The organism is Cognatundibacterium curvum, from assembly GCF_014284235.1.
Classification (GTDB): Bacteria; Pseudomonadota; Gammaproteobacteria; order Burkholderiales; family Burkholderiaceae_D; genus Undibacterium; species Undibacterium curvum.
On sequence record NZ_JACOGD010000001.1, the window covers coordinates 489,764 to 515,455 of the forward strand.

Annotated in this window: 19 protein-coding genes; 9 read left to right on the forward strand and 10 right to left on the reverse strand. The window is 51.1% G+C overall.

What is annotated here, in order from left to right; translation table 11 throughout:
* Positions 1-18 precede the first annotated feature (18 nt).
* Together aceA and H8K43_RS02335 are read right to left on the reverse strand one after the other, a co-directional pair.
* Positions 19-1,317 (reverse strand): isocitrate lyase, encoded by a 1,299-nt coding sequence (aceA, locus tag H8K43_RS02330; protein WP_162018675.1) that lies wholly within the window; start codon positions 1,315-1,317, stop codon positions 19-21.
* Positions 1,318-1,799: 482 nt separating this feature from the next.
* On the reverse strand, positions 1,800-4,193 hold the full coding sequence (locus H8K43_RS02335; protein ID WP_186902364.1) for a cellulase family glycosylhydrolase: 2,394 nt from the start codon (positions 4,191-4,193) through the stop codon (positions 1,800-1,802).
* Between the two features lie 66 nt (positions 4,194-4,259).
* On the opposite strand from H8K43_RS02335, the gene H8K43_RS02340 reads away from it, so the two are divergent.
* Complete coding sequence (locus tag H8K43_RS02340; protein ID WP_186902365.1) at positions 4,260-5,576, forward strand: O-antigen ligase family protein; 1,317 nt, start codon at positions 4,260-4,262, stop codon at positions 5,574-5,576.
* 4 nt (positions 5,577-5,580) lie between these two features.
* Here the strand turns inward: H8K43_RS02340 and H8K43_RS02345 are convergent, their stop codons facing one another.
* From H8K43_RS02345 to H8K43_RS02365, 5 genes are read right to left on the reverse strand one after another with little or no spacing between them, the layout of a single operon-like run.
* The gene (locus H8K43_RS02345) at positions 5,581-6,645 is read right to left on the reverse strand and encodes an acyltransferase family protein (protein WP_186902366.1); all 1,065 of its coding nucleotides are present in this window, start codon (positions 6,643-6,645) and stop codon (positions 5,581-5,583) included.
* Between the two features lie 18 nt (positions 6,646-6,663).
* Positions 6,664-7,608 carry a glycosyltransferase family 2 protein gene (locus H8K43_RS02350; protein WP_186902367.1) on the reverse strand — a complete coding sequence of 315 codons (945 nt, stop codon included), beginning with the start codon at positions 7,606-7,608 and terminating at the stop codon, positions 6,664-6,666.
* Position 7,609: 1 nt separating this feature from the next.
* Complete coding sequence (locus H8K43_RS02355) at positions 7,610-8,554, reverse strand: CpsD/CapB family tyrosine-protein kinase (protein ID WP_186902368.1); 945 nt, start codon at positions 8,552-8,554, stop codon at positions 7,610-7,612.
* On the reverse strand, positions 8,547-9,989 hold the full coding sequence (locus H8K43_RS02360) for a Wzz/FepE/Etk N-terminal domain-containing protein (protein ID WP_186902369.1): 1,443 nt from the start codon (positions 9,987-9,989) through the stop codon (positions 8,547-8,549). The genes H8K43_RS02355 and H8K43_RS02360 overlap by 8 nt, the downstream gene beginning before the upstream one ends.
* A gap of 8 nt (positions 9,990-9,997) precedes the next feature.
* Positions 9,998-10,744 carry an SLBB domain-containing protein gene (locus tag H8K43_RS02365; protein ID WP_186902370.1) on the reverse strand — a complete coding sequence of 249 codons (747 nt, stop codon included), beginning with the start codon at positions 10,742-10,744 and terminating at the stop codon, positions 9,998-10,000.
* A gap of 720 nt (positions 10,745-11,464) precedes the next feature.
* On the opposite strand from H8K43_RS02365, the gene H8K43_RS02370 reads away from it, so the two are divergent.
* From H8K43_RS02370 to H8K43_RS02380, 3 genes are all read left to right on the forward strand, one after another.
* Positions 11,465-13,294, forward strand: coding sequence for a hypothetical protein (locus tag H8K43_RS02370; protein ID WP_186902371.1), 1,830 nt, complete (start codon positions 11,465-11,467; stop codon positions 13,292-13,294).
* A 370-nt stretch (positions 13,295-13,664) separates the two neighbouring features.
* Positions 13,665-14,558, forward strand: coding sequence for a glycosyltransferase family 2 protein (locus H8K43_RS02375; protein WP_186902372.1), 894 nt, complete (start codon positions 13,665-13,667; stop codon positions 14,556-14,558).
* 11 nt (positions 14,559-14,569) lie between these two features.
* Positions 14,570-15,988, forward strand: coding sequence for an undecaprenyl-phosphate glucose phosphotransferase (locus H8K43_RS02380; RefSeq protein WP_186902373.1), 1,419 nt, complete (start codon positions 14,570-14,572; stop codon positions 15,986-15,988).
* Positions 15,989-16,026: 38 nt separating this feature from the next.
* On the opposite strand, the gene H8K43_RS02385 is transcribed toward H8K43_RS02380, so the two are convergent.
* Together H8K43_RS02385 and H8K43_RS02390 are read right to left on the reverse strand one after the other, a co-directional pair.
* A complete protein-coding gene (locus tag H8K43_RS02385; RefSeq protein ID WP_186902374.1) occupies positions 16,027-17,076 on the reverse strand; it encodes a GNAT family N-acetyltransferase in 1,050 nt (349 codons plus the stop codon).
* Positions 17,057-18,340, reverse strand: a complete 1,284-nt coding sequence (locus tag H8K43_RS02390; RefSeq protein WP_186902375.1) for a YihY family inner membrane protein — start codon at positions 18,338-18,340, stop codon at positions 17,057-17,059. The genes H8K43_RS02385 and H8K43_RS02390 overlap by 20 nt, the downstream gene beginning before the upstream one ends.
* 156 nt (positions 18,341-18,496) lie before the next feature.
* Here H8K43_RS02390 and wrbA point away from each other — a divergent pair, with 156 nt between their 5' ends.
* The 5 genes from wrbA to H8K43_RS02415 all read left to right on the forward strand — a co-directional run bounded on the left by wrbA (position 18,497) and on the right by H8K43_RS02415 (position 22,617).
* Positions 18,497-19,114, forward strand: a complete 618-nt coding sequence (gene wrbA / locus H8K43_RS02395; RefSeq protein WP_186902376.1) for an NAD(P)H:quinone oxidoreductase — start codon at positions 18,497-18,499, stop codon at positions 19,112-19,114.
* Entirely contained in the window at positions 19,111-19,518 is a 408-nt protein-coding gene (locus H8K43_RS02400) for a DUF2069 domain-containing protein (RefSeq protein ID WP_186902526.1), read from the forward strand. The genes wrbA and H8K43_RS02400 overlap by 4 nt, the downstream gene beginning before the upstream one ends.
* Complete coding sequence (locus H8K43_RS02405; protein ID WP_186902377.1) at positions 19,511-20,914, forward strand: FAD-binding oxidoreductase; 1,404 nt, start codon at positions 19,511-19,513, stop codon at positions 20,912-20,914. The genes H8K43_RS02400 and H8K43_RS02405 overlap by 8 nt, the downstream gene beginning before the upstream one ends.
* A 35-nt stretch (positions 20,915-20,949) precedes the next feature.
* The gene (locus H8K43_RS02410) at positions 20,950-21,405 is read left to right on the forward strand and encodes a DUF4124 domain-containing protein (protein WP_186902378.1); all 456 of its coding nucleotides are present in this window, start codon (positions 20,950-20,952) and stop codon (positions 21,403-21,405) included.
* 96 nt (positions 21,406-21,501) lie between these two features.
* Positions 21,502-22,617, forward strand: a complete 1,116-nt coding sequence (locus H8K43_RS02415; RefSeq protein WP_186902379.1) for an NADH:flavin oxidoreductase/NADH oxidase — start codon at positions 21,502-21,504, stop codon at positions 22,615-22,617.
* Between the two features lie 149 nt (positions 22,618-22,766).
* Here the strand turns inward: H8K43_RS02415 and H8K43_RS02420 are convergent, their stop codons facing one another.
* Entirely contained in the window at positions 22,767-25,409 is a 2,643-nt protein-coding gene (locus H8K43_RS02420; RefSeq protein WP_186902380.1) for a polysaccharide deacetylase family protein, read from the reverse strand.
* Positions 25,410-25,692: the final 283 nt, after the last annotated feature.

Below are 25,692 nucleotides of genomic sequence, written 5' to 3' on the forward strand. Positions count from 1 at the left end.
GGGAGATCGTAAAGCGAATCAGGCAACCTTCTTCGCATCGAAGAATTGTTCATCTTCGGTGGAACCGTGCAATGCTGTGGTCGAAGACTGACCTTGCTGGATAGTCTGAGTCACTGCATCAAAGTAACCTGTGCCAACTTCGCGCTGATGCTTGACCGCGGTAAAGCCTTTTTCCGCTGCTGCGAATTCGGCTTCCTGCAATTCAACGAACGCAGACATCTGACGGCGTGCATAGCCATGTGCGAGGTTGAACATGCCGTAGTTCAGCGCATGGAAACCAGCCAGTGTAATGAACTGGAATTTATAACCCATGGCGCCCAGTTCTTTCTGGAATTTCGCAATCGTTGCATCGTCCAGATTTTTCTTCCAGTTGAACGATGGCGAGCAGTTATACGACAGAAGTTTGCCAGGGAACTTGGCATGGATCGCATCGGCAAATGCCTTGGCAAATTCCAGATCAGGCTTACCGGTTTCACACCAGATCAGATCGGCATATTCGGCATAGGCCAGACCACGGGAGATTGCCTGCTCCAGACCTGGTTTGGTTTTGTAGAAGCCTTCAACGGTGCGCTCACCTGTGCAGAAAGGCTGGTCATTAGCATCCACATCGGAAGTCAGCAAATCTGCGGCTTCTGCATCGGTACGGGCCAGGATCACAGTTGAGGTACCCATGATGTCGGCTGCCAGACGTGCTGCATTCAGTTTTTCAATTGCTTCACGGGTAGGTACCAATACCTTACCGCCCATGTGACCGCATTTTTTAACGGAAGCGAGCTGATCTTCAAAGTGAACACCGGATGCGCCCGCTTCGATCATGGCTTTCATCAGTTCAAACGCATTCAATACACCGCCAAAACCGGCTTCAGCATCGGCAACGATAGGGGCGAAGAAGTCGATATCGTCTTTACCTTCCGACCATTGAATCTGATCAGCGCGAGTCAGCGTATTATTGATACGTTTAACAACCAGCGGTACCGAGTTTGCCGGGTACAGAGACTGGTCAGGATACATTTCACCCGCTACGTTAGCGTCACCCGCAACCTGCCAGCCAGACAAGTAGATCGCTTTCAGACCCGCTTTTACCTGTTGCATCGCCTGATTACCAGTCAAAGCGCCCAGTGCATTGATGAAAGGCTCGTTGTTCACCAGATCCCACAATTTGATCGCGCCATTTTTAGCGATCGTGTGCTCGACCTTGATCGAACCACGCAGACGAACCACGTCTTCTGCAGTGTAGTTACGTTTAATGCCTTTCCAGCGTGGATTGGTATCCCAGTCTTTTTGCAATTCAGCGACTTGTTGTGCACGTGTTGTCATGATGCTCTCCTGTGGTCAAAACGAATAAAAGTGGTGTTCCGTTGAGATCAATAATAGGAGATATTTTGCGGAGCAACAAGGTCTTATATAAGACATATAACAAATATTTTTACGTTTAAATTCAAATACTTATATTTTATTTTTTGCGATACGAAATTCCTTTTCTTAAAATGAGAAAAATATTTTGTGCAGAGCCAGTTAATTTTCCACATTATGAAAAGTAAATCTCACAATGCAGCAAATCATGACAAATCAGGTATCAATTTTTTGCCATATGAAATTTCCTCGCCTAAGAAACCTTGCAAAAATTCCCGCAAACCAAGAAATAGTCTGCCAAATACAACAACGCCCCATCTAAGTGGGGCGTTGAAACTTAGTTTAACGATTCAAATCGCGTTTCATTGTTGTTTTTAATACCAAACATAAACTCCACCTCTGGTCTGATTTACGCGTGCCAGGCACTGCAACGATAAGCAACTCACTTATGAAGCGGGACTCAGTACAATCTCATACCAAGGTGTACGCTGGTTGAAATTCACTTGAAATCCACCTGAAACCCTCTGGATGTTTTGCTTAAGCAGTGGCGGCAGACGGGCACCCTTTTCATCTAAAGGGTAAATCTCTATGCGCGGATACGCACTAGGTACAAACAGTTGAAACACGATACGCTCCATCCAAACCGGAGCGACACCATCGCGTGGGCCAGAAGGCTTGCCAGTAAGTCCGGCATCAGGCTCCAAGGTTTTCCAAATCATGTTGCCATCATAGGGGATTAGCTTTTTGGTTTGTGCCTGCCCATCTGGTCCCTGACTGGCGGTCGTTGCTCCGCTGGCCACTAACAGGAGCCGCCTGGACTGTTTCAAAGGCAAACCATCACGCGTACCCAAGAGGAAAGTACCGTACTTACGCCCCTCACCACTGATCTGGGGCTTCAGAATTTTTAAATTCAGATTCGCCGTATCTGACACGCCAAGCTGGACAGCGCCGTATAGATTCTGCATCCAAATTTGCGGCTGCTCACGCTGGATTAACAGTTGCTGGCCGGGCGCACGTACGCTGACTTCTGCACCCGATTCTGGGGTAGATACCATATTGGATACGTCCTGGTTTTTACTCTGCGCAAGTGCTGCAAAATCCATCGCAATACGCCTGGACATAACAACATCTTCATCTAACTGCAAATTCGCGCGCAGATAGCCAGGATAGACTGCCGGATTGACACTTTCCAATTGCGATGCGAGGCTGAGTCTGGCATTTGCAGGCAAAGACACCGGAGCCAGCTCAGGATTAGGCTGTAATTGAAACTGGCGAAATAAAGCTGAAGACAAGCCTGCAGTGACCAGTTGCCCGCTATGCCCGGTCAGGCTGAAGCTGTCCGGCGCAGGATCGCGCAAATTCACATCACCATACTGGAAGAAAAACAGCCCATCCCAATCCTGCATGCTGGCCAGTGTAGCCATTACCGGAATAATTTCTGCAGATTGGCGATTAGGATAAGCCTGGTTGAACTCACTGATCACAAATGGTTTGCGCGCATCACGATAGTAAGCGCGGCTAAGCAAGTTACTCCAGCCTTCTTTTAACGCAGACTGATCACGGATTTTCCAGTCATTTCTGTCCCAATCCTTGCCGGGAAACTGATAATGATCGACGTAGACATGTTCATCCACATAATCCATCGCTGCGTGCGAGTCTACATTCAGCAATCCGCCGTAATAGGCCTGGGTTCCAGCCACAGGCACCAGATTGCCAACTTCAGCCCGTATCGTTTTCTTCATCAATTCCAGATATTGCTTATCACTTTCGGACAGAAAGCGCAGGAAATCGATAACGCGGCGTCCTAAGCCGCTATCCGGCAACTGATGCTGACGTTGCAAGGCAGTGGGCACCGTCCAGTGAAACTTCTCGAATACCCGCCTCAGCATATCCTGCGCCCTGAGAGTCCAGTCGTCACCCTGTTCCAGTATCCGCCTGTCCTGCAACGTCACCAGCAAGCCGCCTTTCTTTGGCAAACTGCAGCTGCGCCAGACTGCACATGCCTGCTCTATGCTACCGTACTGATGCTGTATCCAGCGCTGCCATTGCAATTGCAAGATTCGCTGATACTCACCTTTAAGCTGATCGATCTGTTGTCTTTGCCAGGCGCCGACCAGTGAGGATTCATTATTAATTTCGACCATCGCCAGCACAGGGTCGTCATTTAATTGCAGGCGACGCAGCAATTGCTGAGCATATTCCACCTGTAATGCCTGCATTCTGGGCTCAAACATATGCATAGGCTGGCTGGCAAACGGCATACTTTCACCGGCAAACAAGGGCGTTACCTGATCCACCGCTGGCCTGAACGCGTAACCCACATGCAGATTTAAATTGACGTATAAGCCCTCACTTTTACAAGCGTCGATCAACAGACGCAATCGTCTTAAGGCTTCGTGATTAAAGCTGGGATAAGCACCGGTGGTCAGTATGCCCTGAGGTTTGTCAGTATCATCACTGAGCGTAGTATCAAGGTGGTGTAGCCTCACCGCGTTAAACCCAAGGCGGCGCAGACGTTTTGCCAGCTTGACGGCGCCCTGCTCGTCCGGAAAATTATCTGCCGCCGAGAGACTGATACCAAAAAACCGCAAGCGCTTATCGTCACCGGTATTGGGCTTTTTGTCAGTGCCGGTGGTATAAAAATGGGCCTGCTTGATGAAAACACGGTCAGCTGCTGTAATCGGCCGGTTCAGTCCAGAAAAATCCACAACAGGCTGCAACTGGTCTTCATTCACAGAAAACCGGTACCAATCAATTTGCTCGGCACTCACTGTTTGTGCAGTTAATCCGACCAGTAAAATCAGGCAACGCCAGCCTGGGGAAAAAGAAAATAATTTCATGAATAAAATCGCATCCAACTGACTAGCCTATAAAATACCAGCTATGCCCTTAAAAAGACCGCCTGAATGACGCCCGGTACGCAAAAAATTTATCCAACGGAGATGCATCCTGTAGAAATCGGGATTTTGCATATCATCGTTGTGCTATTCGTTGTTTTTTCTCTGCTGCCTTACGGTATATCCTGGGATTACTCGGGCAAGTCCGAAGTCACGATGGAAGGTTCGCTGGCCACCAAGCTGGAATGGGGCAGCCTGTTCCTGATTTCCGGCATTTTGCTGTATCGCCATATCGAAACAGCCTTGAAGTATCTGCGAGCACTCAATCCGTTTCTGATCATGGTGCTGGTATGGTGTATCGCCTCCAGTCTGTGGTCGCCGATAGGTGGTGTGACCTTCAAGCGCGCGATCCAGTTATACGGCATCGTAGTAATCGGCATCAGCCTGCAACTGTCACCCAAGCCCCTGCACCTGATGATCAATTCCCTGGTCTACACCTTGATGGCCATGCTGATGCTGTCATTTGTGATGGCACTTGCCTTCCCCAGTATAGGCATAGACTATGAATTAAAAGGAGCCTGGCGTGGCGCACTGTCACAAAAGAATGAACTGGGCCAGGTAGCGGCGATGTCTATCCTGTTCTGGCAGGTCAAAGCTTGTCTGCAACAGGTCAGCTACAGAACACTGCTGCTGGCAATTTTATTCAGCTTTTTCATGCTCGTGATGAGTAAAAGCTCAACCAGCATGATCATTACCTTGTCTACCAGCGGGATTTTTCACTTGCTGCGTAAGCGGCATCTGAACTCAGATTATCCTTTGGTACGGATTTTCCTTAGTCTGCTATGCGTTGCTTTACTGGCAGTGTATGTGTTTTATATGTTTGAATCACGCATGCCGACCTGGGCAGAGATTTCATCCCCAATTGCCAGCATTTTTGGCAAAGGCTCAGACCTGACCGGTCGCACCGATATCTGGGAACTGGTCTGGCTGGAGATCAACAAGCACTGGCTGCTCGGTCTGGGCTATGGCGCGTTCTGGCTGGGGCCGGACAGCTTGTCGCAGTTTGTGATCGATGCTTTGCACTGGATTCCCCTGCAATCGCATAATGGTTATCTGGATATTCTGAATGAACAAGGCATCATAGGCCTGACCCTGACCATATTGACCTTGCTGTCGCAAGCCTACTATCTGACCCGGCTCGCACAACACGATAAAATTCAGTCTGCATTCTGGACCGCAATGCTGGTGGTGATCGTTGTGACCAATTTTACAGAAAGCAGCCTGTTTCGCGGCTTTGGCTTCCTGAATGTCTTCTTTATTTTTGCGCTGATTGCCGTGACCTCAGCCAATCAAAGAAACCAGGAACAATTGCGTCTGCAGCGCTGAAAACTCAGTGCTTGATACCAGCGTGCAGATAACGCTGTCCCAAGCGCAGAAATGGCGCTTCAATCAAGCGCTGCGAACCATCGGCCAATACCAGGGACGCCACCATCATCAAACAGAATTTCACAGGCAGCGACAGGTCTGGCAGCCAGAAACTGATGATACCGAACACCAGCCAGTGGTACAGATACAGCGAATAGCTAATACGCCCCACATACACCATAGCAGGTGATGCAAGCACACGGCTGACCATATTGGACTCTCCAATCAGATGCGTAAACATCAAAGCCAGCGCAATCCCCTGTACCGAATAACGCCAGGATTCGCGGAAATTCTCATCCCGTATCAACAAGGAAGCCAGCATCAGCAAGACACCTGCAATAAGCGCTTTACGTTGCGCAAAATGAGCCGCCAGCCCCGGGTAACGCGCCTGTATTAAGGCAAAGCAAGTGCCATACATAATTGAATCTGCACGCGTATCGGTCGCCTTATAGATACGGTAATGAACCAGCTGATCCAGCCCCACACCATAAACCAGATATAAACGCCACAACAGTATCGCTACGATAAATGTGAGCAAGCCAGTAAGAAAACGCCTGGGAAAAGCAATACACACTGAAAACACAAACGGAAACAGCATGTAAAAATGCTCTTCGACTGCGAGTGACCAAGTGATGGATAAAGGCGGCGGCAACAGGTCACCACTGAAACCGACAAAAATCCCGAAGTAATTCGCAAAATAAAAAAACACTGACATCAGTTCTATCCACTGCCACTGCACGCCCGCCAGTTGCATCACTCCAAGTGAGATCAGCACAAACACGATCAGCGCCGGCATCAGACGAAAAAAACGACGTAAGTAAAATTTCGAAATACTGACCTGCGCCGTCTTATCCCATTCAGCAATCATCAGGCGGGTAATGATGTAGCCACTGATAAAAAAGAAGATAGTCACACCTAAACCACCAGGCACAATATGCCCTAGCCAGGCATGGGAGATCAGTACCAACAGGATGGAAACACCACGTAGCCCATCCAGGGCTTGCAGGCGTGAATGCGAAGCAGGATTCATGTTAACTTCAGTAAAAAATCAGGAGGATTCCGGGCTGCCATAGGCTTCGGGAACTTTACCGGCAAAATGATTGAGCTTGCCAAACTGCGATGCCACAATTCTGGCCCAGCGAAACGCACGCTGAGGTGCAAATAAAATCAATAAGGCCACACACAGCATGCCTATCAATGCCTGCAGTATTGCGCGCAGCCCTAGCCAGCAAGCCCTTAGCGGACGCTGTGCTGCAGGTGTCATTAGTAATTCGGTACGCATAAACAGTTGTCCGGTCCGGAATGAGCGCTGCAATAACCATTTCCGCGTAGCGCGCTCCGCGGGAACCGATTCAAACACAGGCGCATCATCGCACCAGATCATTTTCGCACCTGCCATGTCGAGACGGCGAAATAAGACAGAATCTTCACCACCGGTACGCCCGAAAGCAGGATCAAACACCGCACCATTCTGCGCCTGAGCCAGTAACACACTGCGCCTGACCAAGACATTACCGCTGCGTGCATCATGGTGATCAATGACCGTCCCATTCGGCAAGCGCCGTCTCTCAAAATAGCCACCGCGCCTGACCCATTCCGGCGTACTTGCATCGTATTCGGGCACCACAGGCGCAAACACCACATCCGCCTGATAACTGCGTTGCGCATTTCTAAGTTCGCGTAACCAGGAACTCTGAGGGTATTCATCATCATCGACCATGCATATCCACTCGCCTTGCGCAGCACTAATCGCTACATTTCGGGCCAGTGAAATATTGGAGACAGGTAAATGGATAAATGTCAGGCGCTCGCCAAACAAGGCTGCCTGCTTCTGCAATTCGGACTGAGCCGAATGAGCTGGATCGTTGTCTACCACGATAATCTGCAAGGTGACATCCTGAATATCCTGCATCCGTATTGCATTCAGCAGGCGTGCCAACAATTGGGGACGCTTAAATGTACAGATACAGATACTGATACTGATTTCGACCATGTCAGTTTTTGCGTTTTGCGTTTTTTTTGCGACGACCTGGCATCCAGTTCAATACAGTCTGGAACCAGCGTTTTTTTTGCAGCGACTGGTATTCGTTGTACACCGTACCGGCAATATCAACACCCGCTGCCTGCATGTCATTTTTGACCTGACGCAAATCACTGATACGGGTCAGGTCCTTTTTCGCCACCAGCAATGCGGTACCGACCTGATGCGCGAGCATCTGTGCATCGGAGGCATTGCCTGATGCATGGGTATCGACCACAAATGCATCAAAGTCTGCATAGCAGCTGTCCAGCAAATCTTTGATACGCGGGACTTGCAATAACTCCAGCGGATTTGGTGGTCGTGGCCCCGATGGCAATAACTGTAGTCCTGGTAATAAGGGGATCAATACTTCATCGAGCTGCTGACGCCCTGCCAGTACCGATGACAAGCCATCGGGCGAGCCCAGCGCAAAGAACTGATGCAGGCTGCCGCTACGCAAATCGCCATCAATTAACAGTGTACGCCGCCCTACCTGTGACAAGGCTATCGCGAGGCTCACCGCCATATAGCTTTTCCCCTCACCGCTTGCGGAGCTGACGACCGCAATCCGGATTTTGTCAGCCGTATCAAATTTCAATAGCAGCTCGCTGCGCAAACGCCGGATTTCTTCCGCTTCTTTTGAAAATGGCTGATGAAAAAAACGCAGAGAAGGATCGGCTATACCGTTTAACAGATCCTTAGAAGTGAAACCAAACTGCTGACCCAAGGCCTGATCAATCTGCGCCTGTGTCAGCAAACCGAGACGCAATGCTGCATCACCAAAACGTAGTTTGTGCTGCCTTTGCTCATGCGCGATCTGCTCAATCTGCGCTTCGGTCAGCAAGCCTTGCTGCAGGAATAATTCGCCCAATCTGCCAACCTGATGCCGTTCAGTTCGCATGCTCATAGACTCAGACATGCTTACTCCTTTGAGCAGCAGTGAACTGTGTGCTGCTATCACCGTCTGTACGCTCCAAAAATCCAATCTGAGCCAGTACAGGCACATCAAACTCGCGCGCCAGGTCTTCAGCGCAGCGTACTTTGCGCTGCATCAGCTCCAACAGAAATGCAAGACTGAAGCCGAACATCAATCCGGCAATCAGGCCAAATACCAGGTTATTGCGCAGCAGCGGCTTAGCATGTTTTTCGGGCAATTCAGCCCAGCGCATTACAGATGCATTAGAAATCGCGACATTACTGGTCATGAGTAACTCATCAAATTTTTGTATCGCGGCGTTATACACTTTTTGGACGCTGTCGAGCTGACGCTGATACGAACTGATTACATCGCGGTGACGCTTGTTTTCAAAGGTTTTTTTCTGATAGCCAGCCAATTCAGCTTCCATCACTTTTTCCTGCTGACGCAAACGCGCCTCAGCAGAATTAACCGAGTCGACCGCCGTCGTTGACTCACGCTTTAATTTCTCGATCAAAGACTGGCGCTCATCCTGAATCGCAATATATTTCGGATGGCGTGGCCCCAGCGTCGTTTTTGCATTGGCAAGCTGGGTGTCTAACGCTACCAATGCCGCCTTTAAGCCTGAGATATGGCCTATGCCTGCGATTTCAGGCAAGTCGGAATTGGTGTTGCCCTGCCTGAGCATATTCTCCAAGGCCTGCCTTTTGGCCTGCGCCTCGACGCGCTGCAACTGAGTTTCAATCAGGCGGTTACTGAGTACGCCCATCTGGCGTGATTCGACATCAGCGCGCTCATCAACATCGACAATCTGATGTTCTTGCTGATAAGCCGTGAGCTTCTTCTGGATATCATCCATCTGACGGCTCAACGTCTCAAGCTGGGCATTGTATTGATCACGGCGGGCACGGGCCGGTGCATTTGCCATTTCCAGCGACAGGTCGATGTATGCCTTAATGACCGCATTCACTACATCCCGGGCATGTGCCGGGTCATGAGAAGAATATTGAATTTCAATGACACGGCTGTTTTTATGCGGCGCGACTTCGATTTTATCGGCGATCGTTTCTGCCAGATGCCGCAAACCACGCTGTTCACCATAGCGCGCAATCAGCTTACGTGCCTCGTCAGTATCATGCAGGCCCAGGGCGGCAATCACATGCTCTGCGGCTTTGACGCTTTTCATCACATCATATTGGGTTTGCAGATAACTCTCATCCTGCAGGGGATGAAACTGGCGACCCGCAATCGGGTCATTCATTTTATAGTCGATGAATACATCAGCATTCGCGACATAGGTCTTGGGGACGACCAGGCTGGCAATCGCCGCCATGACCACCGAAATCACAGTCACGACAGCAATCAGGTTGCGGCGCGCATTGAGCATTGCGCCTATCTGGGTAAAAGATAAAATCAGGTCAGCTGAGGGAGAGCGCATCGACTACCTTAAAAAATACGTTCATTAACCACTACCACATCTCCTGGCAGCACAACATCTTTAATATTGGCAGGCATTTCTATCAGTTCGCCATGCTTATCTTTACGATGAATCACGATGCGCGACGAAGAGCCACGCTCAGAAACACCGCCACCCACTGCCAGTACCCGCATCACATTCATGGCCTCTTCCATAGGATAGCTACCGGGACGGCGCACTTCACCATACACATAAAAAGTCTTTTGCTGACCGACTACCAGCACATCATTCGGCAGAATTTTCTGCATCAGTTTTTCACTATTTTTATTATTTTCAAACTCGATTTGCATGGTATCGACTTCAGCAGCATCCTGATCCGCACCTGCATTCTTACGTAATAATTTGACTGACTTGTCCGCACGCGTGGTCAGGCCACCAGCCAGACTCAAAGCATCCAGCACATTCAACTGCCCCTGCATAGGAAAACGTCCTGGCCGTACTACTTCACCAAAAACTGAAAAATTACGACTGATCTGTTGACCGATACGTACTGCAACCTTGGGGTTGATCAGGTACTGCCCCTGCTCTAATTTATTGGCAAACTGAATCGCCACATCCATGGTCGATTTGCCTTTAACTTCCATCGCGCCAACCAAAGGGAGGGTGATAATCCCCATCGAGCCCACCACCACATCCGCACTCAGATCTGGCTGACCAAACACAGTAATGATCAGCTGATCGCCCTCGCCAACGACATCACTACGTGTTTCCATCATTCCGGAATCGGCGCTGTTTTCGATGACGGGCGTTGTCTTTTTGGGCGATGGACTCACTGCTGGCTGATAGGAGAGACTGAAATCCAGCTTTAAACGTAATCCGTGCAGTTGCGATGACTCTTCGGCGCAGGCAACCGAAAAAAATGAAGAAAGCAGTATTCCGCAATAACAAGCGCGGAGCATGTCACTCTTCAAATTTACAATTGGTGAAAAAATCATTGAAAACCGATTATTGGGATGGAATTTGCTTATTTTATCGTGCTGCCGCACTTATGATTGCATATTTTTGTCATAGAAACAAAATCGCGCCGCAGTTTGGTCGAATTCATTTCCTTGACAACAATTATTCACTGCACAGCACCTAAGCTACCACTCAATTTAAGCTGCTGATACAGGATAGGCGCTTGCCTTACCAGTTTGATTTCATCACAGTTTAAACCAGCAAGCTTCTCCCGCGCATTCTCATTTGTACTTGCACAACATTTCTTCAATTGAAAAATAGTGCAAAAAGTACATTTCCATTTATTCACCATGTTAGCTTAACTCTGCCGAAGGATTTATCTGCGAAGACTCGGGTTTCGCGTCCATTCTGCTGAATGGCAAAGTGTCAGGCTCAGAACTAAGAACTAAGCCAAGAACAAGCAAGGAAGAAATCCATGCGTCTGATGAAGTTAAGCAAGCCAGAGATGCATTTATGTGTCCACCTCTCTTAGGAAAACGATGAAAAAGCGATTTGTGATTACCAATGAAAACACTTTTTTTTCTGCTTTACTGTTAATTAGCATCCTGCCTGGCTGTGGTGGCGACAAAGCCACTGAGGCTGACTTTGTGGCGAGAGCAGGCGCTCAGACTGCGGGCTCGTCGCAGGTCAGCTCACAAGCTCTGCCTGACACTTCAGATCAAGTGCCGCTGGCTGCTGCGCCTGATTACCACAGCCTTATCCAACAGGCGCCGCCGGGAAAACAGGCCGGCCTGCTTGCCACCGCGCTAGGTAAGCCCAACCAGTTATTGCTAGGACTGGGTGTGCAATACCTGTCCGACATTGCCAGTGATGCCGTTGTCATGCCCTACTTTGGAGTGACTAAAATTGATATTTATGACCGGTATCTTAATGGCATAGACCCACAGACTTCCTGGGTAGGATGGAATAGCCCGACCGGCGCATACGCCAGTATGGTTGCCAGTGATGCCGCGAGTTTAGGGGCCGTTCCTATGTACACTTTGTACCAGATGGCCTCGCAAGGTGATGGAAACACCACGTGGCTGACCGATACCACGCTTATGACACAGTACTGGAATAATGTACGCACTCTGTTTCAGAAAATACAGGCTACCGGCAAGCCAGCTTTAGTCAATGTAGAGCCAGATTTTTGGGGGTATATCCAACGCATTTACAATGCGTCGGGAGTGATCACTGCTTACCAGACCGAGCCAGGCAGGGTCGCCATTGCAGTCGCATCAGCAAACAGCAGCGAATGCAATACCCAGCCCAATACAGCGGTAGGCATGGTGTCTTGTATGATTTCGATGGCACGCAACTATGCGCCCAACGCCTATCTCGGCTTCCCGCCCTCAGGATTTCCGGATCTGCTTGCGCAAGAACCCGCCTTCATGCAAAAGTTAGGCGCTGGCAAAGCTGACTTCGTTGTGATGCAAACATCCGATCGTGATGCCGGCTGTTATCTGAGCAATGCTGTCGATTGTCGTTCTGCAGGCGGCACCGGCGATATAAGTCAAACCTACTGGGATACTTCGAATTTCCAGTGGGCCTTTTCACAAGCTGCGCAGTACTCCAGCGGCAGCTACAATGCTGCTGGCGTCTACACACCACCCGTGTACTCACTGCCACTGATATGGTGGCAAACACCGATGGGGACACCGGCCGCCGCCAATGGGACAGGGACAGCCAGCGCAACGGCTTCACCCTGGCGTGACAACCGCATGGATTACTTCCTCAATAATCCTGCACAATTGACAGCGATGAATACGTTTGCTGTCGTGTTCGGGTCAGGCGCTGCATCACAAACGAATTTGAGCAACGATTTCACCAGCACAGGGCAACATCAGTTTGTAGCACTACAAGCCGCTTACAAAAAAAAACCTGCAAATTTACCCACGGCCGTCCCGGTGTACACAGATAATTTGGCCATTGGCTGGCAGGGAACATGGGGATGGAATGCAAACGTGAACTTTTCCAGCGCCACCCCGTTGCAGTCGGGTAGTTACGCGATGAATGTCATCACAACCGGTGCCTACGGTGCAGTCGGATTGACCAGTACTACTCCTGTTGCGTTCAACAGCCCGAACGCGGCCATTCAGCTCTGGGCTTATTCTGCGACTGCCTTGCCTATAGTGCTGATTCTGTGTCCGGTTGAAAATGCTTGCAATGCACATGTGACGCTCAACTTACCACCTGCAAAGTGGACTTTCTTCAGTATCCCGGCGTCCAAATTTGGTAATCCCGGTACGATCAAACGGATTAATATTCAATCCAATTCACCATCTGAAGTGGTTTCTTTTACGATAGACCAGTTGTATGTCGTGAAATAATAAGCTGCCTATGCGATTTACAGTCTGCGGAAGCGACGCAATCCTTTGCAACAGTTTCCCACGCTGGCAATTGTCACAAAATTTAGCCACGTGCAAACACGCGTACTATGTAACAAGAAAATCCCTGAAAACCAGGCATTGAGACAGATCTGCATGGATTTATTGCCATACAGCACTTATGTTAACACATTAAATTACCATTTAAACAATGTTGCGAGACAATTTCCGTAAAAAGATTTCCGTAATAACAATTGTTCACTTTCATTAATTGTCCTTAGCCCGGAGCTGAGCTACCATTGCACAAAAGGAACGACGCAAGCACGATGCGGCAGTTCTGCCCAAAACACCTTCCCTTCCCTCATCATTTGCTATGCAAAATATAACTACAGTTCCTTTGGTCATCATTGCGCCTGTCCGCGACGAAGCAGATCTGATACGACTGACGCTGGATTCAATGGTGGCGCAAACTGTGAGACCGGTTGAATGGATCATCGTAGACGACGGTTCCAGAGACAATACCGCTGAAATTGTTAATGAATACGCACAAAAATATCCGTTTATCCGCCTGGTGCAAAGACCTGACCGTGGCTTTCGTAAGGTGGGCGGAGGTGTAGTCGCCGCGTTTAAATTCGGTATCACCCAAATTTTGCATCAGGACTATCAATACATTGCCAAGCTCGATGGCGATATGTCCTTTGGCCCGCGCTACCTGGAAAAAATGTTTGCCGAGTTTGAGCGAGATCCTAAACTGGCTGCGGTATCAGGCAAAGTGTTCCGCACTGAGCAAAATCAGCGTATAGAAGAAATCATCATTGATGAACATGTGGCCGGACAGTTCAAACTCTACCGGCGCAACGCATTTGAAGAAATCGGTGGCTTTGTTGAGGAAGTGCTCTGGGATGGTATTGACGTACACACTGCCCGTATGAAGGGCTGGAATACCAAGAGTTTTTATGATGAAGATGCGATATTGATGCATCACCGTCTGATGGGTTCATCCGATAAAAATGTCTATCGTGGCCGCCTGCGCTGGGGACGTGGCATCTGGTTTATGGGCTACCACCCACTCTATGCGGTGGCATCCGGCGTATTCCGCATGCGTGAGAAGCCCTTTGTAATCGGTGGCCTCTTAATCATTGCAGGCTATCTGGGCGCCGCGTTACGAGGTGCGCCGCGTTACGAAAACCCTGAATTCCGGCGCCATCTGCATCAGTGGCAACTGGCGCAAATCAAGAATTTATTGTTCAAATCCAAAACAAAATAATAACGGACACTATGTTCAGTCATCCATCCTCTGCCCAACATGCACAGAGCGCCCATCTGCTGTCTGTCCTGACCGGCATTGCGTTCAGCAGCGTGATCTGTATCACGCTGTTCTGTATTATTTTCAATGTCGAAACTGCCGAAGTAGAAGTATTTGGGGTACGCATACTGATCGCCGCGCTCAGCAGCATTATCGTCTTTTCCAGCCACAGCCTGCTCAACTCACTGCAGGACAGACGTGCTTATACCCTGTTCCCCAAGCTGACCTGGCGCTGGTTCATCGTGTTCATGATCGTATTGCTGACGGCTTACGTACAGAAATCCTCAGAACAATTATCACGCAAGGTGATGTTACTTTGGCTGTGCATCACGCCTTTCGTGCTGATGGCGACTGCATTATTCATCCGTTCCGCCGCCGTTTTGTATTACTCCAATCCGGCACGGCGACGCAAAGCAGTGTTGATTTGGTCGAATTCAGCGTGTGCCGATCTGGTCGATTCGCTCAAACATTCACCATTGGCCGCAGTGGACATCGTAGGCTTCTTTGACAATCGCAGCGAATCGCGCCCACCTAGCGGCATAGAAAGGCTGGGCAATCTGGAGGATGCAATAGAATGGATAGTCGATCCTGAAACTGGTAAGGTCAAGGTCGATGTGGTCTTCATCGGCATGAATACCAAGGAGCCACCGGAACTGGCTGAGGTCATCGAGATCCTGTTTGACAGCACTGCCACCACCTATTTTGTACCGGAATCCCTGATCTTTGGCATGCCAGGCATACAATTGCGCGAACTGGCTGGCAAGCCGGTACTAGCATCCGTGGAAACTCCGTTTATCGGCGTCACCGCTTTACCTAAACGTCTGATTGACTTCTTCGGCGCGTTGATTGGACTAATCTTGTTGTCACCTGTACTGCTGTGCGTAGCAATGTGCGTTAAACTGAGTTCACCTGGCCCGGTCTTGTTTAAGCAAAAGCGCTATGGCATCGCCGGTAAAGCGATCAGCGTTTACAAGTTTCGCTCTATGCGTATGACGAGCAAGGATGCGCCTGTGATACAGGCAACTGTAGGCGACCCACGCGTCACCCGCTTCGGCAGTTTTATACGTAAAACTTCAATTGATGAATTGCCTCAGCTGTTCAATGTACTCAAAGGTGATATGAGTCTGGTCGGTCCACGCCCACATGCAGTCGCGCACAATGAGCTATATCGCAAACTGGTGACTGGCTATATGTTCCGGCACAAGGTCAAACCCGGCATTACCGGCTGGGCACAAGTCAATGGCTTGCGCGGTGAGACAGACACACTGGAGAAAATGCAGGCCAGGGTCGACTATGATCTCTACTACTTGCAGCACTGGTCGATCTGGCTGGATTTTGTGATTATCTGGCGTACCGTAAAAGTACTGTTCGGCGACAAAAACGCTTATTAATTTGCACTACACTGAACCCTGCAAAACACCTGCCGGGTTCAGGATTTGCGCCAGGCTTTCAGCTTCACGCCCAAAGCGGAATCACGCAGATAGCGCTTACCACGCCACAAGCCACCATGTACTTTTGCCAGCAAGGCCGGGCGCGAAACAGCACCTTCACACAATTCAGTAAAACCGGTAGCAAAGCGCTGCTTATAGGCTTGCTCACCGCGTCCCAGATCGATCAGTGTAACACCCTCTGCAGCACCATATTCTGCGCAACGGGCGAGCAGTATTAAGCCCGGTGAATACTCGCCAAACTGCGTGTCATACCAAGGGAACCAGTAATGCAGTGTGTTGGCGCTACGCATACCAAAATGCGCGGCCACCAGTTTGTCACCCGCATACAGTACAGACAGCACGCCCGCAAAGTCGCTGCCACGCTGAGCCTGTATCCCTTCCATCAGTTGCCGTATCCAGGCGACGGCAAATATGTCCGCCTGCGGCCCCAGGGTGCGCACGAATTGTTGCGATTTCCCATCCAGCAGCGTCTGAAAATCCGCTGCGTCCACAGAACTGAATTCAAAGCGCACATCACCCACACGCTGCCCTAATTTGCGGGCATTGGTTTCTACTTTCTTTAACAGACCAGCTTCACGAGTTGCTGCCAGCCTGGCACCGTAAGCCGCATAGCCTCCGTCCAGATTCAGGCACAAGGATCGGCTGCCGGTCCAGGCGTGACTGGCAAATTCCTGCATGACGGCGGGTACGTGATTGAATGCCAGATAGGATTTCCCCATTGCCCTGAGCAGGTCAGACATAGGGAAAGTCATGTCTGGCGCGTGTAACACACCCTGATAGTCACTGAGACCTTCGCCGATGAAGTTTAGCTGCTGGCCAGCCAACTGATGGTAGGGAAACAGGCCTGCGACCTGCCCTGCCTGTTCCATCACCAGCAAGCGCGCATCAGCACGCTGTTGCGCCACCAGTTGGGAAAAACGCGGATGAAAATAAGGACTGTCATAGACAGCCGCCGTCTGCTGCAGACGATGCCAGCTCGAAATCAAGCCTGCGTCCAGCTCGGAAAAACTAATTATGCTGAATTTCATTGCCGTTTTCGCTGCTGTCTTCGTTATTCAGGAAATACTGCTGCAAGCTGGTTTGCAAGCCTGCTTCTATCTGGCTCTCAACCAGGGCAGACAAGCGGCTACCCTGCACCGGCGCATACACAAATACGCGATAGACATCGGCAATACGCAATTCAGACGGGTTCATGGTCAGTACCCAGTACTCTTGCTGATTCCGTTCAGATCGCCAGCGCCGCTTAGCCGGTTCAGCAACTTGTTCAGGCATCACCTTGGCTACCCAATTAAGCTCGGCCATACTCTGCAGTAAATCCTCGATTTCATCGAGACCAAACCAGGTAAAGGTACGAATCTGGGCGATGCTGACGCTGGCTAAACGCCCTTCTTGTCTGGCACGCACCAGGACGCCGAGTATGCGTACAGCATCATCAAAACGGCTGCCCGGTGTCGGCACATGCCACCAGCGCTCAAAGCGCACCACGGGCAAAGCCGCAGTGATCACTGCCCCGACCAGCGTGATCAGCCAGGATAAATAAATCCAGACCAGAAAAATCGGTATCGCTGCCAATGCGCCATACACAATGGTGTAAGTCGGAAAATGCGTGACAAACTGGGCAAAGCCGCGTTTAGCGACTTCAAATGCAAGTGCTGCCACCAGTCCACCCCAGGCTGCATCCTGCCAGGCTACCGGGCGGTTAGGCACAGTGGTGTAGAGCAAAGTGTACGCGCCGGTCGTAAACAAAATCGACACCAGGGTATAAAAAATGGCACCAATCAGTGGCACTGCATTCACCACCCCGCTGGTGGCGGTAAACAGGTATGAGGTGGCGGAAATCGATATACCGATCAGCAAAGGCCCCAGCGTGACGATCGCCCAATACACCAACACCCTTTGCACCAGCGGGCGTGAACGCTTGACTTGCCAGATCTGATTAAAAGCGCGGTCTATCATCGCCATTGTCGCAAATGCGGTAAGCATCAGCGCCACACCACCCACCGCAGACAGGCGGGTAGCCTTGGTTGCAAACTGGGTCAGATAACCAAGTATGGTGTTGGCTATCCCCTTAGGCATCAGGTTTTGCACAAAATACGCTTCCAGCGAAGTACGGAAGGTATTAAACAAGGGGAAAGCGGTGAAAATCGCGAGTGCCACCGTCAAGATAGGCACCAGCGCCAGTACCGTGGTGAATGTGAGACTGCCCGCGACTTGCGGAAGTCGCCCTTCCTGCAACCTGCGTAATGCGAATTGAATGAGATTACGGATGTGTTGCCAGGTCATACCACGCATAACTGCCTAATTAAATTTCAACAGACTCTATTTTAATGAGTTTAATGAGATTGCAAGCATAAAGCTTCATAATATAGGCCGTATGCGAAATCGAAACCACGATGAACTCCACTTCACCGGCATACTGAGAACTAAGATTTTTAAGAAAGACGTCCGATGAGCCATTCATCCACACCACTTACCCTGCTGGTTTTATATTATTCGCGCCATGGCAGTACCCGCAAAATCGCTGAATGGATAGCGCAAGGGATAGAAAGCGTACCCAATTGCGATGCCCGCCTGCGTACAGTACCTCCCGTTTCCAGCGATACCGAAGCGACTGCAGCCACCATTCCCGACAGCGGTGCGCCTTATGTGGAATTACAGGACCTGGCAGAGTGCGCCGGTCTCGCTGTTGGTTCACCTACCCGCTTTGGCAATATGGCCGCCGCGATGAAGTATTTTTGGGATGGTACCAGTGCCGACTGGCTGTCCGGTACGCTGGCCGGTAAGCCGGGCTGCGTGTTCACTTCGACCGGCAGCCTGCATGGCGGTCAGGAGTCAACCTTACTCAGCATGATGCTGCCGCTCTACCACCATGGCATGCTGGTGCTTGGCATTCCTTATAGCGAAGCAGATCTGATGCTGACCTCCAGCGGCGGCAGCCCCTATGGCGCGACGCACTGGTCCGGACTGGATGGCAAGAAAGCGCCGACCGATGAAAGCCGCAGACTGGCGATCGCGCTCGGCAAACGTCTGGCGCAAAACGCGCGCAAACTGGCAGCATGCGCATGATCAGCCGCAGCCAACAATACTTTCACCGGCTGGCCTGCCTGAGTCTGCTCGCCTTAATCGTGCTCTGCATCGCCTGGGAGCTATGGCTGGCACCGCTGCGCGCAGGCGGCAGTTTTATGGCACTCAAAGCCCTGCCCTTATTACTGCCTTTACGCGCCGTCTTAAAGCGCGACAACTACACCATGCAATGGACCACCATGCTGATCTGGCTGTATTTCACCGAAGGCGTGGTGCGTGCCTATAGCGATCAGTCTCGTCTGTCTGCCGCACTGGCACTGGCAGAGTTATGCCTGGCGCTATTGTATTTCATCGGTGTTGCGGCCTATCTGCGCCCCATCAAGCGGGCTGCCAAAGCTGCACAGAAAGCGAAACTCGCGCAACAGAATAGCGAACAGCATGGATGATTTTCTGACCGCCTGTCGTCTGTGCGTGGGCCACGCGAATGTGCTGACCGCAGAGCAGGACAAGACACCTTACGAAACTGAGTGGCGACGCCGGGTACAAGGCAAGGCATTGGCTGTCATCCGGCCCGGTAATACCGATGAAGTCGCGGCCATCGTCGCGCTGTGTCATGCGCATCAGGTGCCTGTCGTGCCGCAAGGTGGTAATACCGGACTGGTGATCGGCTCCATCCCTGATCAGCAAGGTAGCGCCATCATTTTATCTTTGCGGCGTATGACGCAGATACGCGCTGTCGATGCCGGTAATTTCACACTGATTGCGGAAGCAGGCTGTACGCTGGCACAGGTTCAACAAGCGGCTGATGCGGCCGGTCTGTTATTCCCGTTGTCGCTGGCTTCCGAAGGCAGTTGTACCATAGGCGGCAACCTGGCCTCGAATGCAGGCGGCACCGCCGTACTGCGTTATGGCAATGCACGTGAACTCTGTCTGGGCCTGGAAGTGGTCAGCCCCGATGGGCAAATCTGGCATGGACTCAGTGGTCTCAGGAAAGATAACACCGGCTACGATTTGCGTCAGCTGTATATAGGCTCAGAAGGAACGCTGGGTATCATTACCGCCGCAGTCCTGAAGCTCTACCCCAAACCGGCAGCACAAAAAACCGCCTGGCTCGCACTGGAATCCCCGCAGCAAGCCTTGCAAGTCTTGCGTGCAGCAAGTGAAGCGCTGGGCGCCATGCTGACCACCTTCGAACTGATGGCGCATGTCTGCCTCGGGTTAGTGCTGAAACATCTGCCGGGCAGTACGGCGCCGCTGGCACAGGCAGCGCCCTATTACATTTTGCTGGAGTTATCGGATCAGGAATCCGAACAGCATGGCAACGCGGCGATGGAACAGCTGTTACAGCACTTGCTGGAAGCGGGGCTGATCAGCGATGCCGCTATTGCCGGATCTTTGCAACAGGCGCGCCAGCTGTGGGCCTTGCGTGAAAACATCTCGATGGCGCAGGCCGCTGAGGGTAAAAATCTCAAGCATGATATTTCCGTTCCTATTTCTGCCATCCCTGCTTTTATAGCCCAAACCGATGCCTTGCTACAGCAGCACTTTCCAGCTTGTCAGGTAGTGTGTTTCGGGCATATGGGCGATGGGAATTTGCATTACAACGTGTCACCGCCAAGCGACAACAAAGAGGCTTTTTTTGCCGCAGAAAAACAAATCACGACGCTGATACACGACCAGGTGCAGTTATTCCACGGTTCTATCTCCGCTGAACACGGTATCGGTGCCATGAAGCGCGCTGATCTGGCAAAATATACCAGTCCAACCGAAATGCTTTTAATGCGCACGATTAAGCAAGCTCTTGACCCGCTCAATATAATGAATCCGGGCAAAATACTGTAACGGCGTTGCGGGCTTGCAGAACAGGGAGTCAACTCATGCACGCCATTCACGCTACTACGCTAGTCAGCTTAATGACGCTGTTAACCATGGCCACAGCCCATGCCGAGACCTATCGCTGCATCAGTCAGGGACAAACCGTTTATCAGGAAACACCCTGCCGCCAGGACCAGCAGGCAGCCGGAACAGTGCAGCCTGCCTCCCAGCCCACGGCTCAGGATAGCGCCGCAGCACGCACCCGGCTCAAACAGCAACAGGAAGAATTACGCCGTATCGATCAGCAGCGCCAGCACGAAACCGAACTGGCGGCAAAACAACAGCGCAACATAGCCGCAAAAGCGGAACGACAAAAACTAGCCTGTGATAAAGCCAGCCTGCAACTGCGCTGGGCGAAAGAAGACTTGCGCCAGGCAACGCCCGCTAAAGAAGCGAAGGCCAGACAAAAACTCAAACGTCAGCAGGAAAAAACCAGCCTGGCTTGCGCTCAGCGCTAAACTGCATGCACTCAGCAAGGCGGCCGCAGTTTCGGCATAATAGCTTGCCGTAAAGAGCACCCCGCTCTCGCTACTCAAGAAAGAAAGCCCCTGCCCATGAGTCTGCTTTTCACCCCAACCCAATTAGGAACACTCAAACTCAACAACCGCATTGTGATTGCACCTATGTGCCAGTATTCAGCGCAGGACGGTATCGTCAGTGACTGGCATCTGATGCACTTAGGCAGTCTCGCGCTGTCCGGTGCAGGCTTGCTGATTATTGAAGCGACTGCTGTAGAACCGGATGGGCGGATTTCCCCGGCCGATGTGGGCTTATGGTCAGATGAAACTGAAGCAGCCTTAGGCAAAGTATTACAAGCTGTGCGCCGCTACTCCAATATGCCGCTCGCGATTCAACTGGCGCACGCCGGACGTAAAGCATCGAGCCAAATTCCTTGGGAAGGCGGTCAGTTACTGCAAGCCGAACACGGCGGCTGGTCAACCTGGTCAGCCTCTGCCATTCCACATGGCGCGACTGAAACCCCACCGCTTGCGCTCGATCAGGCTGGCATCGCACGTGTCAAACGCGCCTTTGTCGATGCCGCAGTACGCGCCCATCGTCTGGGCATAGACAGCATAGAACTGCATGCAGCCCACGGTTACCTGATGCATCAGTTTTTATCGCCTTTATCCAATCAGCGTGAAGATGAGTACGGCGGCAGTCTGGAAAACCGCATGCGCTTGCCTTTGGAAATCGTCGATGCGGTCAAAGCTGCGCTGCCAGCGGATTATCCGGTCGGCGTCAGGATTTCCGCCAGCGACTGGGTCGAAGGCGGCTGGGATCTGGCGCAAAGTATCGTTCTGGCGCAAGCGCTGGAACAACGCGGCTGCGCGTTTATTCATGTGTCCAGCGGTGGTTTATCACCACGCCAGCAAATCCCGCTGGAACCCGGCTATCAGGTGCATTTTGCCGCGGCGATTAAAGCTGCGCTCAGCCACTTGCCTGTGATCGCGGTCGGGCTGATTACCGAAGCTGAACATGCGGAACAAATCCTGCAAGATCAGCAGGCCGACCTGATAGCAATCGCACGTGGCATCCTGTATGACCCGCACTGGCCATGGCATGCCGCTGCCAAGCTGGGCGGCACCGTTGAGGCCCCGCCACAATACTGGCGCTCTCAGCCACGTGATCAGAAAGCCTTGTTTGGTGAAACCCGCATCGGCGGCCGTTAAGCCGTAACACCAAGCCTCAGCCAGGGGCTAAGCGGCAAAAACAAAAGCGGGCACCACACTGGTGTCCGCTTTTTGTTTTGTGCCTGTTCTCTTTAATTTGAAAGACCATGGTTGCTGGCCTGAATACAGACAAATCAGCAGCTACTGTATTAATTCAGCTTTTTCAGCGCCTCGCGCACATAAGTGACATTACTGCTGTTCGGCGCCAGCTCCAGATAGCTTTGATAGGCTTTTCTTGCCTTCTCTTTGTCAGCGCTACGCGCCAGCGCATCGCCCAGGTTCATGTAAGCGATGGCCCGTGAAGGATCCATGCTAATGGTGTTTTCAAACCAGCGTGCCGCCTCAGGATACTTTTGCTGTTTAAAATAAACAAAGCCCAGATTGTTGGCCGCCAGTGCAAAGTCAGGCCGGTACTTGAGCGCCTCGGTGAACGCCGCTTCCGCCTCGGCATATTGCTTCTCTTTGTAGAATTGCAGACCCTGGTCATTCGCTCTTTGTGCCAATTGACGTGAGGAGCCCTGCACCAGCTTAGGGGCGGAAATTTTCTGTTCACCGCCATTGAGGTTCTTAATCACAATAGGCGCCTCGCTGCCCGGCTTGGCGGCCACCACACTGAGTTTATTATTCAGTGCGATTTCTTCTGAAGACAGCTGATTGGTTTTGGCACTTAAATATTCCGTTTCGGCACGCAGTTCAAATATAAATTCGCCCCCCTCTGAGCCTGGCAAGCTGCCAAAGGCCGGCGTCTGCGCTGACATGCCCGCAACTGCAGGTGCTGTATACGCGGCCAGCTCAGTGGCGGTAATGATGCCATCGCCATTTAAATCCGCTTTACCGTTCAAGGCCTGCAGCAAAGTCCAGGTGAACACAGAATGTCCATTCGGGCCACCATCTGCCACTAACTGATCGGCACCACCGGCAGTCAGCATCTGACGCCCCAGGCGTTTCGCATTATCTTTCAGGAAGGCCGCATTACCACCACGCGTAAGTCCCAGCCCGCTATAACAGGCATCCATGACAAAGAACACATGTTTAGCCTGCAGATTTTCTGCAATATTCTGCAAATCCGTCATGGGAATCGCATCGACAGACAACTGCGCCGGATCAGAATCAACCGGAATGATATACCCCAGATTACGTCCCGAACTGAGCTGACGGGTAGCACCATGTCCCGCAAAAAAGATAAAGACGCGATCATCTTTTTTCAGTTTGCCATGACCTAACTGATCATGAAATGCGGCCAGTATATGATTGCGCGTGGCTTCCGCATTACTCAGCGTGATCACCTTCTCTCTAGCAAAACCAAAGCGGTTGATTAAGGTGTCGCGGATCGCATTGGCATCCTGTACTGCATACTGCAGCTTAGGCCATTTCTGATAATCGTTAATGCCGATCACCACGGCCCAGCTATCCTGATACTCGCTGCCCAGACTGACTTTTTCCGGTGCCGCTTGACGCTCCTTGCCGACCTTGAATTCACTGCCATCCCAGGCCGCAAAGCGATAACCATCCGCAATCAGTTTATCCAGCACCAGCGGCAAGGCCTTGACGGTACGTTCATGAATATCATGGAACAGGATGATGCCGCGCTGCTCTTTTTCGACTGAGGACAGCACACGTTCAACGATAGAATTAGGCACCGGGTCGGCCCAGTCCAGCGAATCGATATTCCACATCACAGAGCGCAGCCCCAGCTTGCTCAATAACTCCATGCCCTCTTTGTTCTTCGCACCGTAAGGAAAGCGAAATAAAGGCGAGCGGCTGGGATCTATCGCTTTGAGTAACTGATCGGTCTGTCCGATTTCGGCACGCAGATTGTCGCCACTCTCTTTCGACAACAAAGCGTGACTGTAGCTGTGATTGGCTAAGGCATGGCCTGCTGCTTTCAGACTTTTGCTGATGTCCGCATTTTTATTCAGCTTTTCCTTGCCCTGAGCATCAATACTGCCGACGTTACGACCGACTTCAAAAAAGACGGCAGGCACATTATATTGCTTGAGTATCGCGGCGATTTCCTGGGTATAACTGGCATGCGGACCATCATCGAAACTCAGCACCACGGTTTTCGGCGGCAAACCACGGCCGAATATCTCTTTTTCAGCACTCGCATCCGGAATCTCCGGATAAGGCAGAATCACACCGTAATCTTTCAATATCTGCTCGCGCTGATAAATTTTCCTGAGCTTGGTCAGATAGTCATCCCACTTCTCACGTTTAAGCTCAATGGAGCGGGTTTCAAAGCGCGCGAAAATCGCCTTGAGTTCCTGGTCGTAGTTTTGCTCGATTTCGGCCAGCGCACTCAAATCTTCCGAGATACGCTTATGCTGTTTGACTGCTGGCAGCGTCTGTTCTTTTGCCACCAGGCGCTGCAAATACGTGAGTACCTCGCGGAAGGCAAGGCGGTCGGCATCGTATAAGTTGTCGCCTGATTCTATGTAATTGAGTATGCCGTCCACATAACTGAGGCGCTGACTGGCGCTCAGGCTGGATGTTTGCTCCAGCCTTGCCTCCAGCTTTTTCAAACGCGCCAGATTATCGTGGAATAAGGCGCTGCCTACCCGTATCGCTTCTTTGCGTTCTTTCTCATTCAAGGTTTTTTCATCCGCCAGCAAGACGATGGTCTGGCGGTAGGCCTTGAGCAAGGCAGGTAATTCTTCCGGCAACTCAGTCTGTGCATCCGCAGCCTGAGCAAGTACCTTAGCGGCACCCAAAGGAGTGGATTGATAGAGATAAGCGGCGCCAGCAATGCCGCTCAGGCTTATCGCAGCGGCAATCAAATAGTTGAATTTCATGAGTTAATAATTGGCAGGTAGTATGGATACAACACAGACGATATGGTAGGTGAAAGCTGTAGCTCTGTGGGTTGCGGACAAGATGAAAATTGTAAAGTTTCAGAAACGCTTTGCCAGCGACAACGTCCGGTGAACATCAGCCACGCGCTATGCAAACCGAGGGCGCGAACAATTTAGGCGTTGCAAACATGAACTACAAGCTGAGTTTATGTGCGATTGCGACAACTAGGTTTTTATACAACATTGTATTTTTTAAATGCAAAAAACATTCTAAAAATCAAAA

What these genes read in the sequence shown, in the direction of transcription:
- H8K43_RS02360 (WP_186902369.1), bottom strand. Translation starts at nt 9,989, where the DNA reads ATGCGCTCTCCCTCAGCTGACCTGATTTTATCTTTTACCCAGATAGGC.
- H8K43_RS02345 (WP_186902366.1), bottom strand. Translation starts at nt 6,645, where the DNA reads ATGAATCCTGCTTCGCATTCACGCCTGCAAGCCCTGGATGGGCTACGT.
- H8K43_RS02400 (WP_186902526.1), top strand. Translation starts at nt 19,111, where the DNA reads ATGATCAGCCGCAGCCAACAATACTTTCACCGGCTGGCCTGCCTGAGT.
- H8K43_RS02370 (WP_186902371.1), top strand. Translation starts at nt 11,465, where the DNA reads ATGAAAAAGCGATTTGTGATTACCAATGAAAACACTTTTTTTTCTGCT.
- H8K43_RS02380 (WP_186902373.1), top strand. Translation starts at nt 14,570, where the DNA reads ATGTTCAGTCATCCATCCTCTGCCCAACATGCACAGAGCGCCCATCTG.
- H8K43_RS02410 (WP_186902378.1), top strand. Translation starts at nt 20,950, where the DNA reads ATGCACGCCATTCACGCTACTACGCTAGTCAGCTTAATGACGCTGTTA.
- H8K43_RS02375 (WP_186902372.1), top strand. Translation starts at nt 13,665, where the DNA reads ATGCAAAATATAACTACAGTTCCTTTGGTCATCATTGCGCCTGTCCGC.
- H8K43_RS02365 (WP_186902370.1), bottom strand. Translation starts at nt 10,744, where the DNA reads ATGATGGAAACACGTAGTGATGTCGTTGGCGAGGGCGATCAGCTGATC.
- H8K43_RS02335 (WP_186902364.1), bottom strand. Translation starts at nt 4,193, where the DNA reads ATGAAATTATTTTCTTTTTCCCCAGGCTGGCGTTGCCTGATTTTACTG.
- aceA (WP_162018675.1), bottom strand. Translation starts at nt 1,317, where the DNA reads ATGACAACACGTGCACAACAAGTCGCTGAATTGCAAAAAGACTGGGAT.
- H8K43_RS02340 (WP_186902365.1), top strand. Translation starts at nt 4,260, where the DNA reads ATGACGCCCGGTACGCAAAAAATTTATCCAACGGAGATGCATCCTGTA.
- H8K43_RS02420 (WP_186902380.1), bottom strand. Translation starts at nt 25,409, where the DNA reads ATGAAATTCAACTATTTGATTGCCGCTGCGATAAGCCTGAGCGGCATT.
- H8K43_RS02350 (WP_186902367.1), bottom strand. Translation starts at nt 7,608, where the DNA reads ATGGTCGAAATCAGTATCAGTATCTGTATCTGTACATTTAAGCGTCCC.
- wrbA (WP_186902376.1), top strand. Translation starts at nt 18,497, where the DNA reads ATGAGCCATTCATCCACACCACTTACCCTGCTGGTTTTATATTATTCG.
- H8K43_RS02390 (WP_186902375.1), bottom strand. Translation starts at nt 18,340, where the DNA reads ATGCGTGGTATGACCTGGCAACACATCCGTAATCTCATTCAATTCGCA.
- H8K43_RS02405 (WP_186902377.1), top strand. Translation starts at nt 19,511, where the DNA reads ATGGATGATTTTCTGACCGCCTGTCGTCTGTGCGTGGGCCACGCGAAT.
- H8K43_RS02355 (WP_186902368.1), bottom strand. Translation starts at nt 8,554, where the DNA reads ATGTCTGAGTCTATGAGCATGCGAACTGAACGGCATCAGGTTGGCAGA.
- H8K43_RS02385 (WP_186902374.1), bottom strand. Translation starts at nt 17,076, where the DNA reads ATGAAATTCAGCATAATTAGTTTTTCCGAGCTGGACGCAGGCTTGATT.
- H8K43_RS02415 (WP_186902379.1), top strand. Translation starts at nt 21,502, where the DNA reads ATGAGTCTGCTTTTCACCCCAACCCAATTAGGAACACTCAAACTCAAC.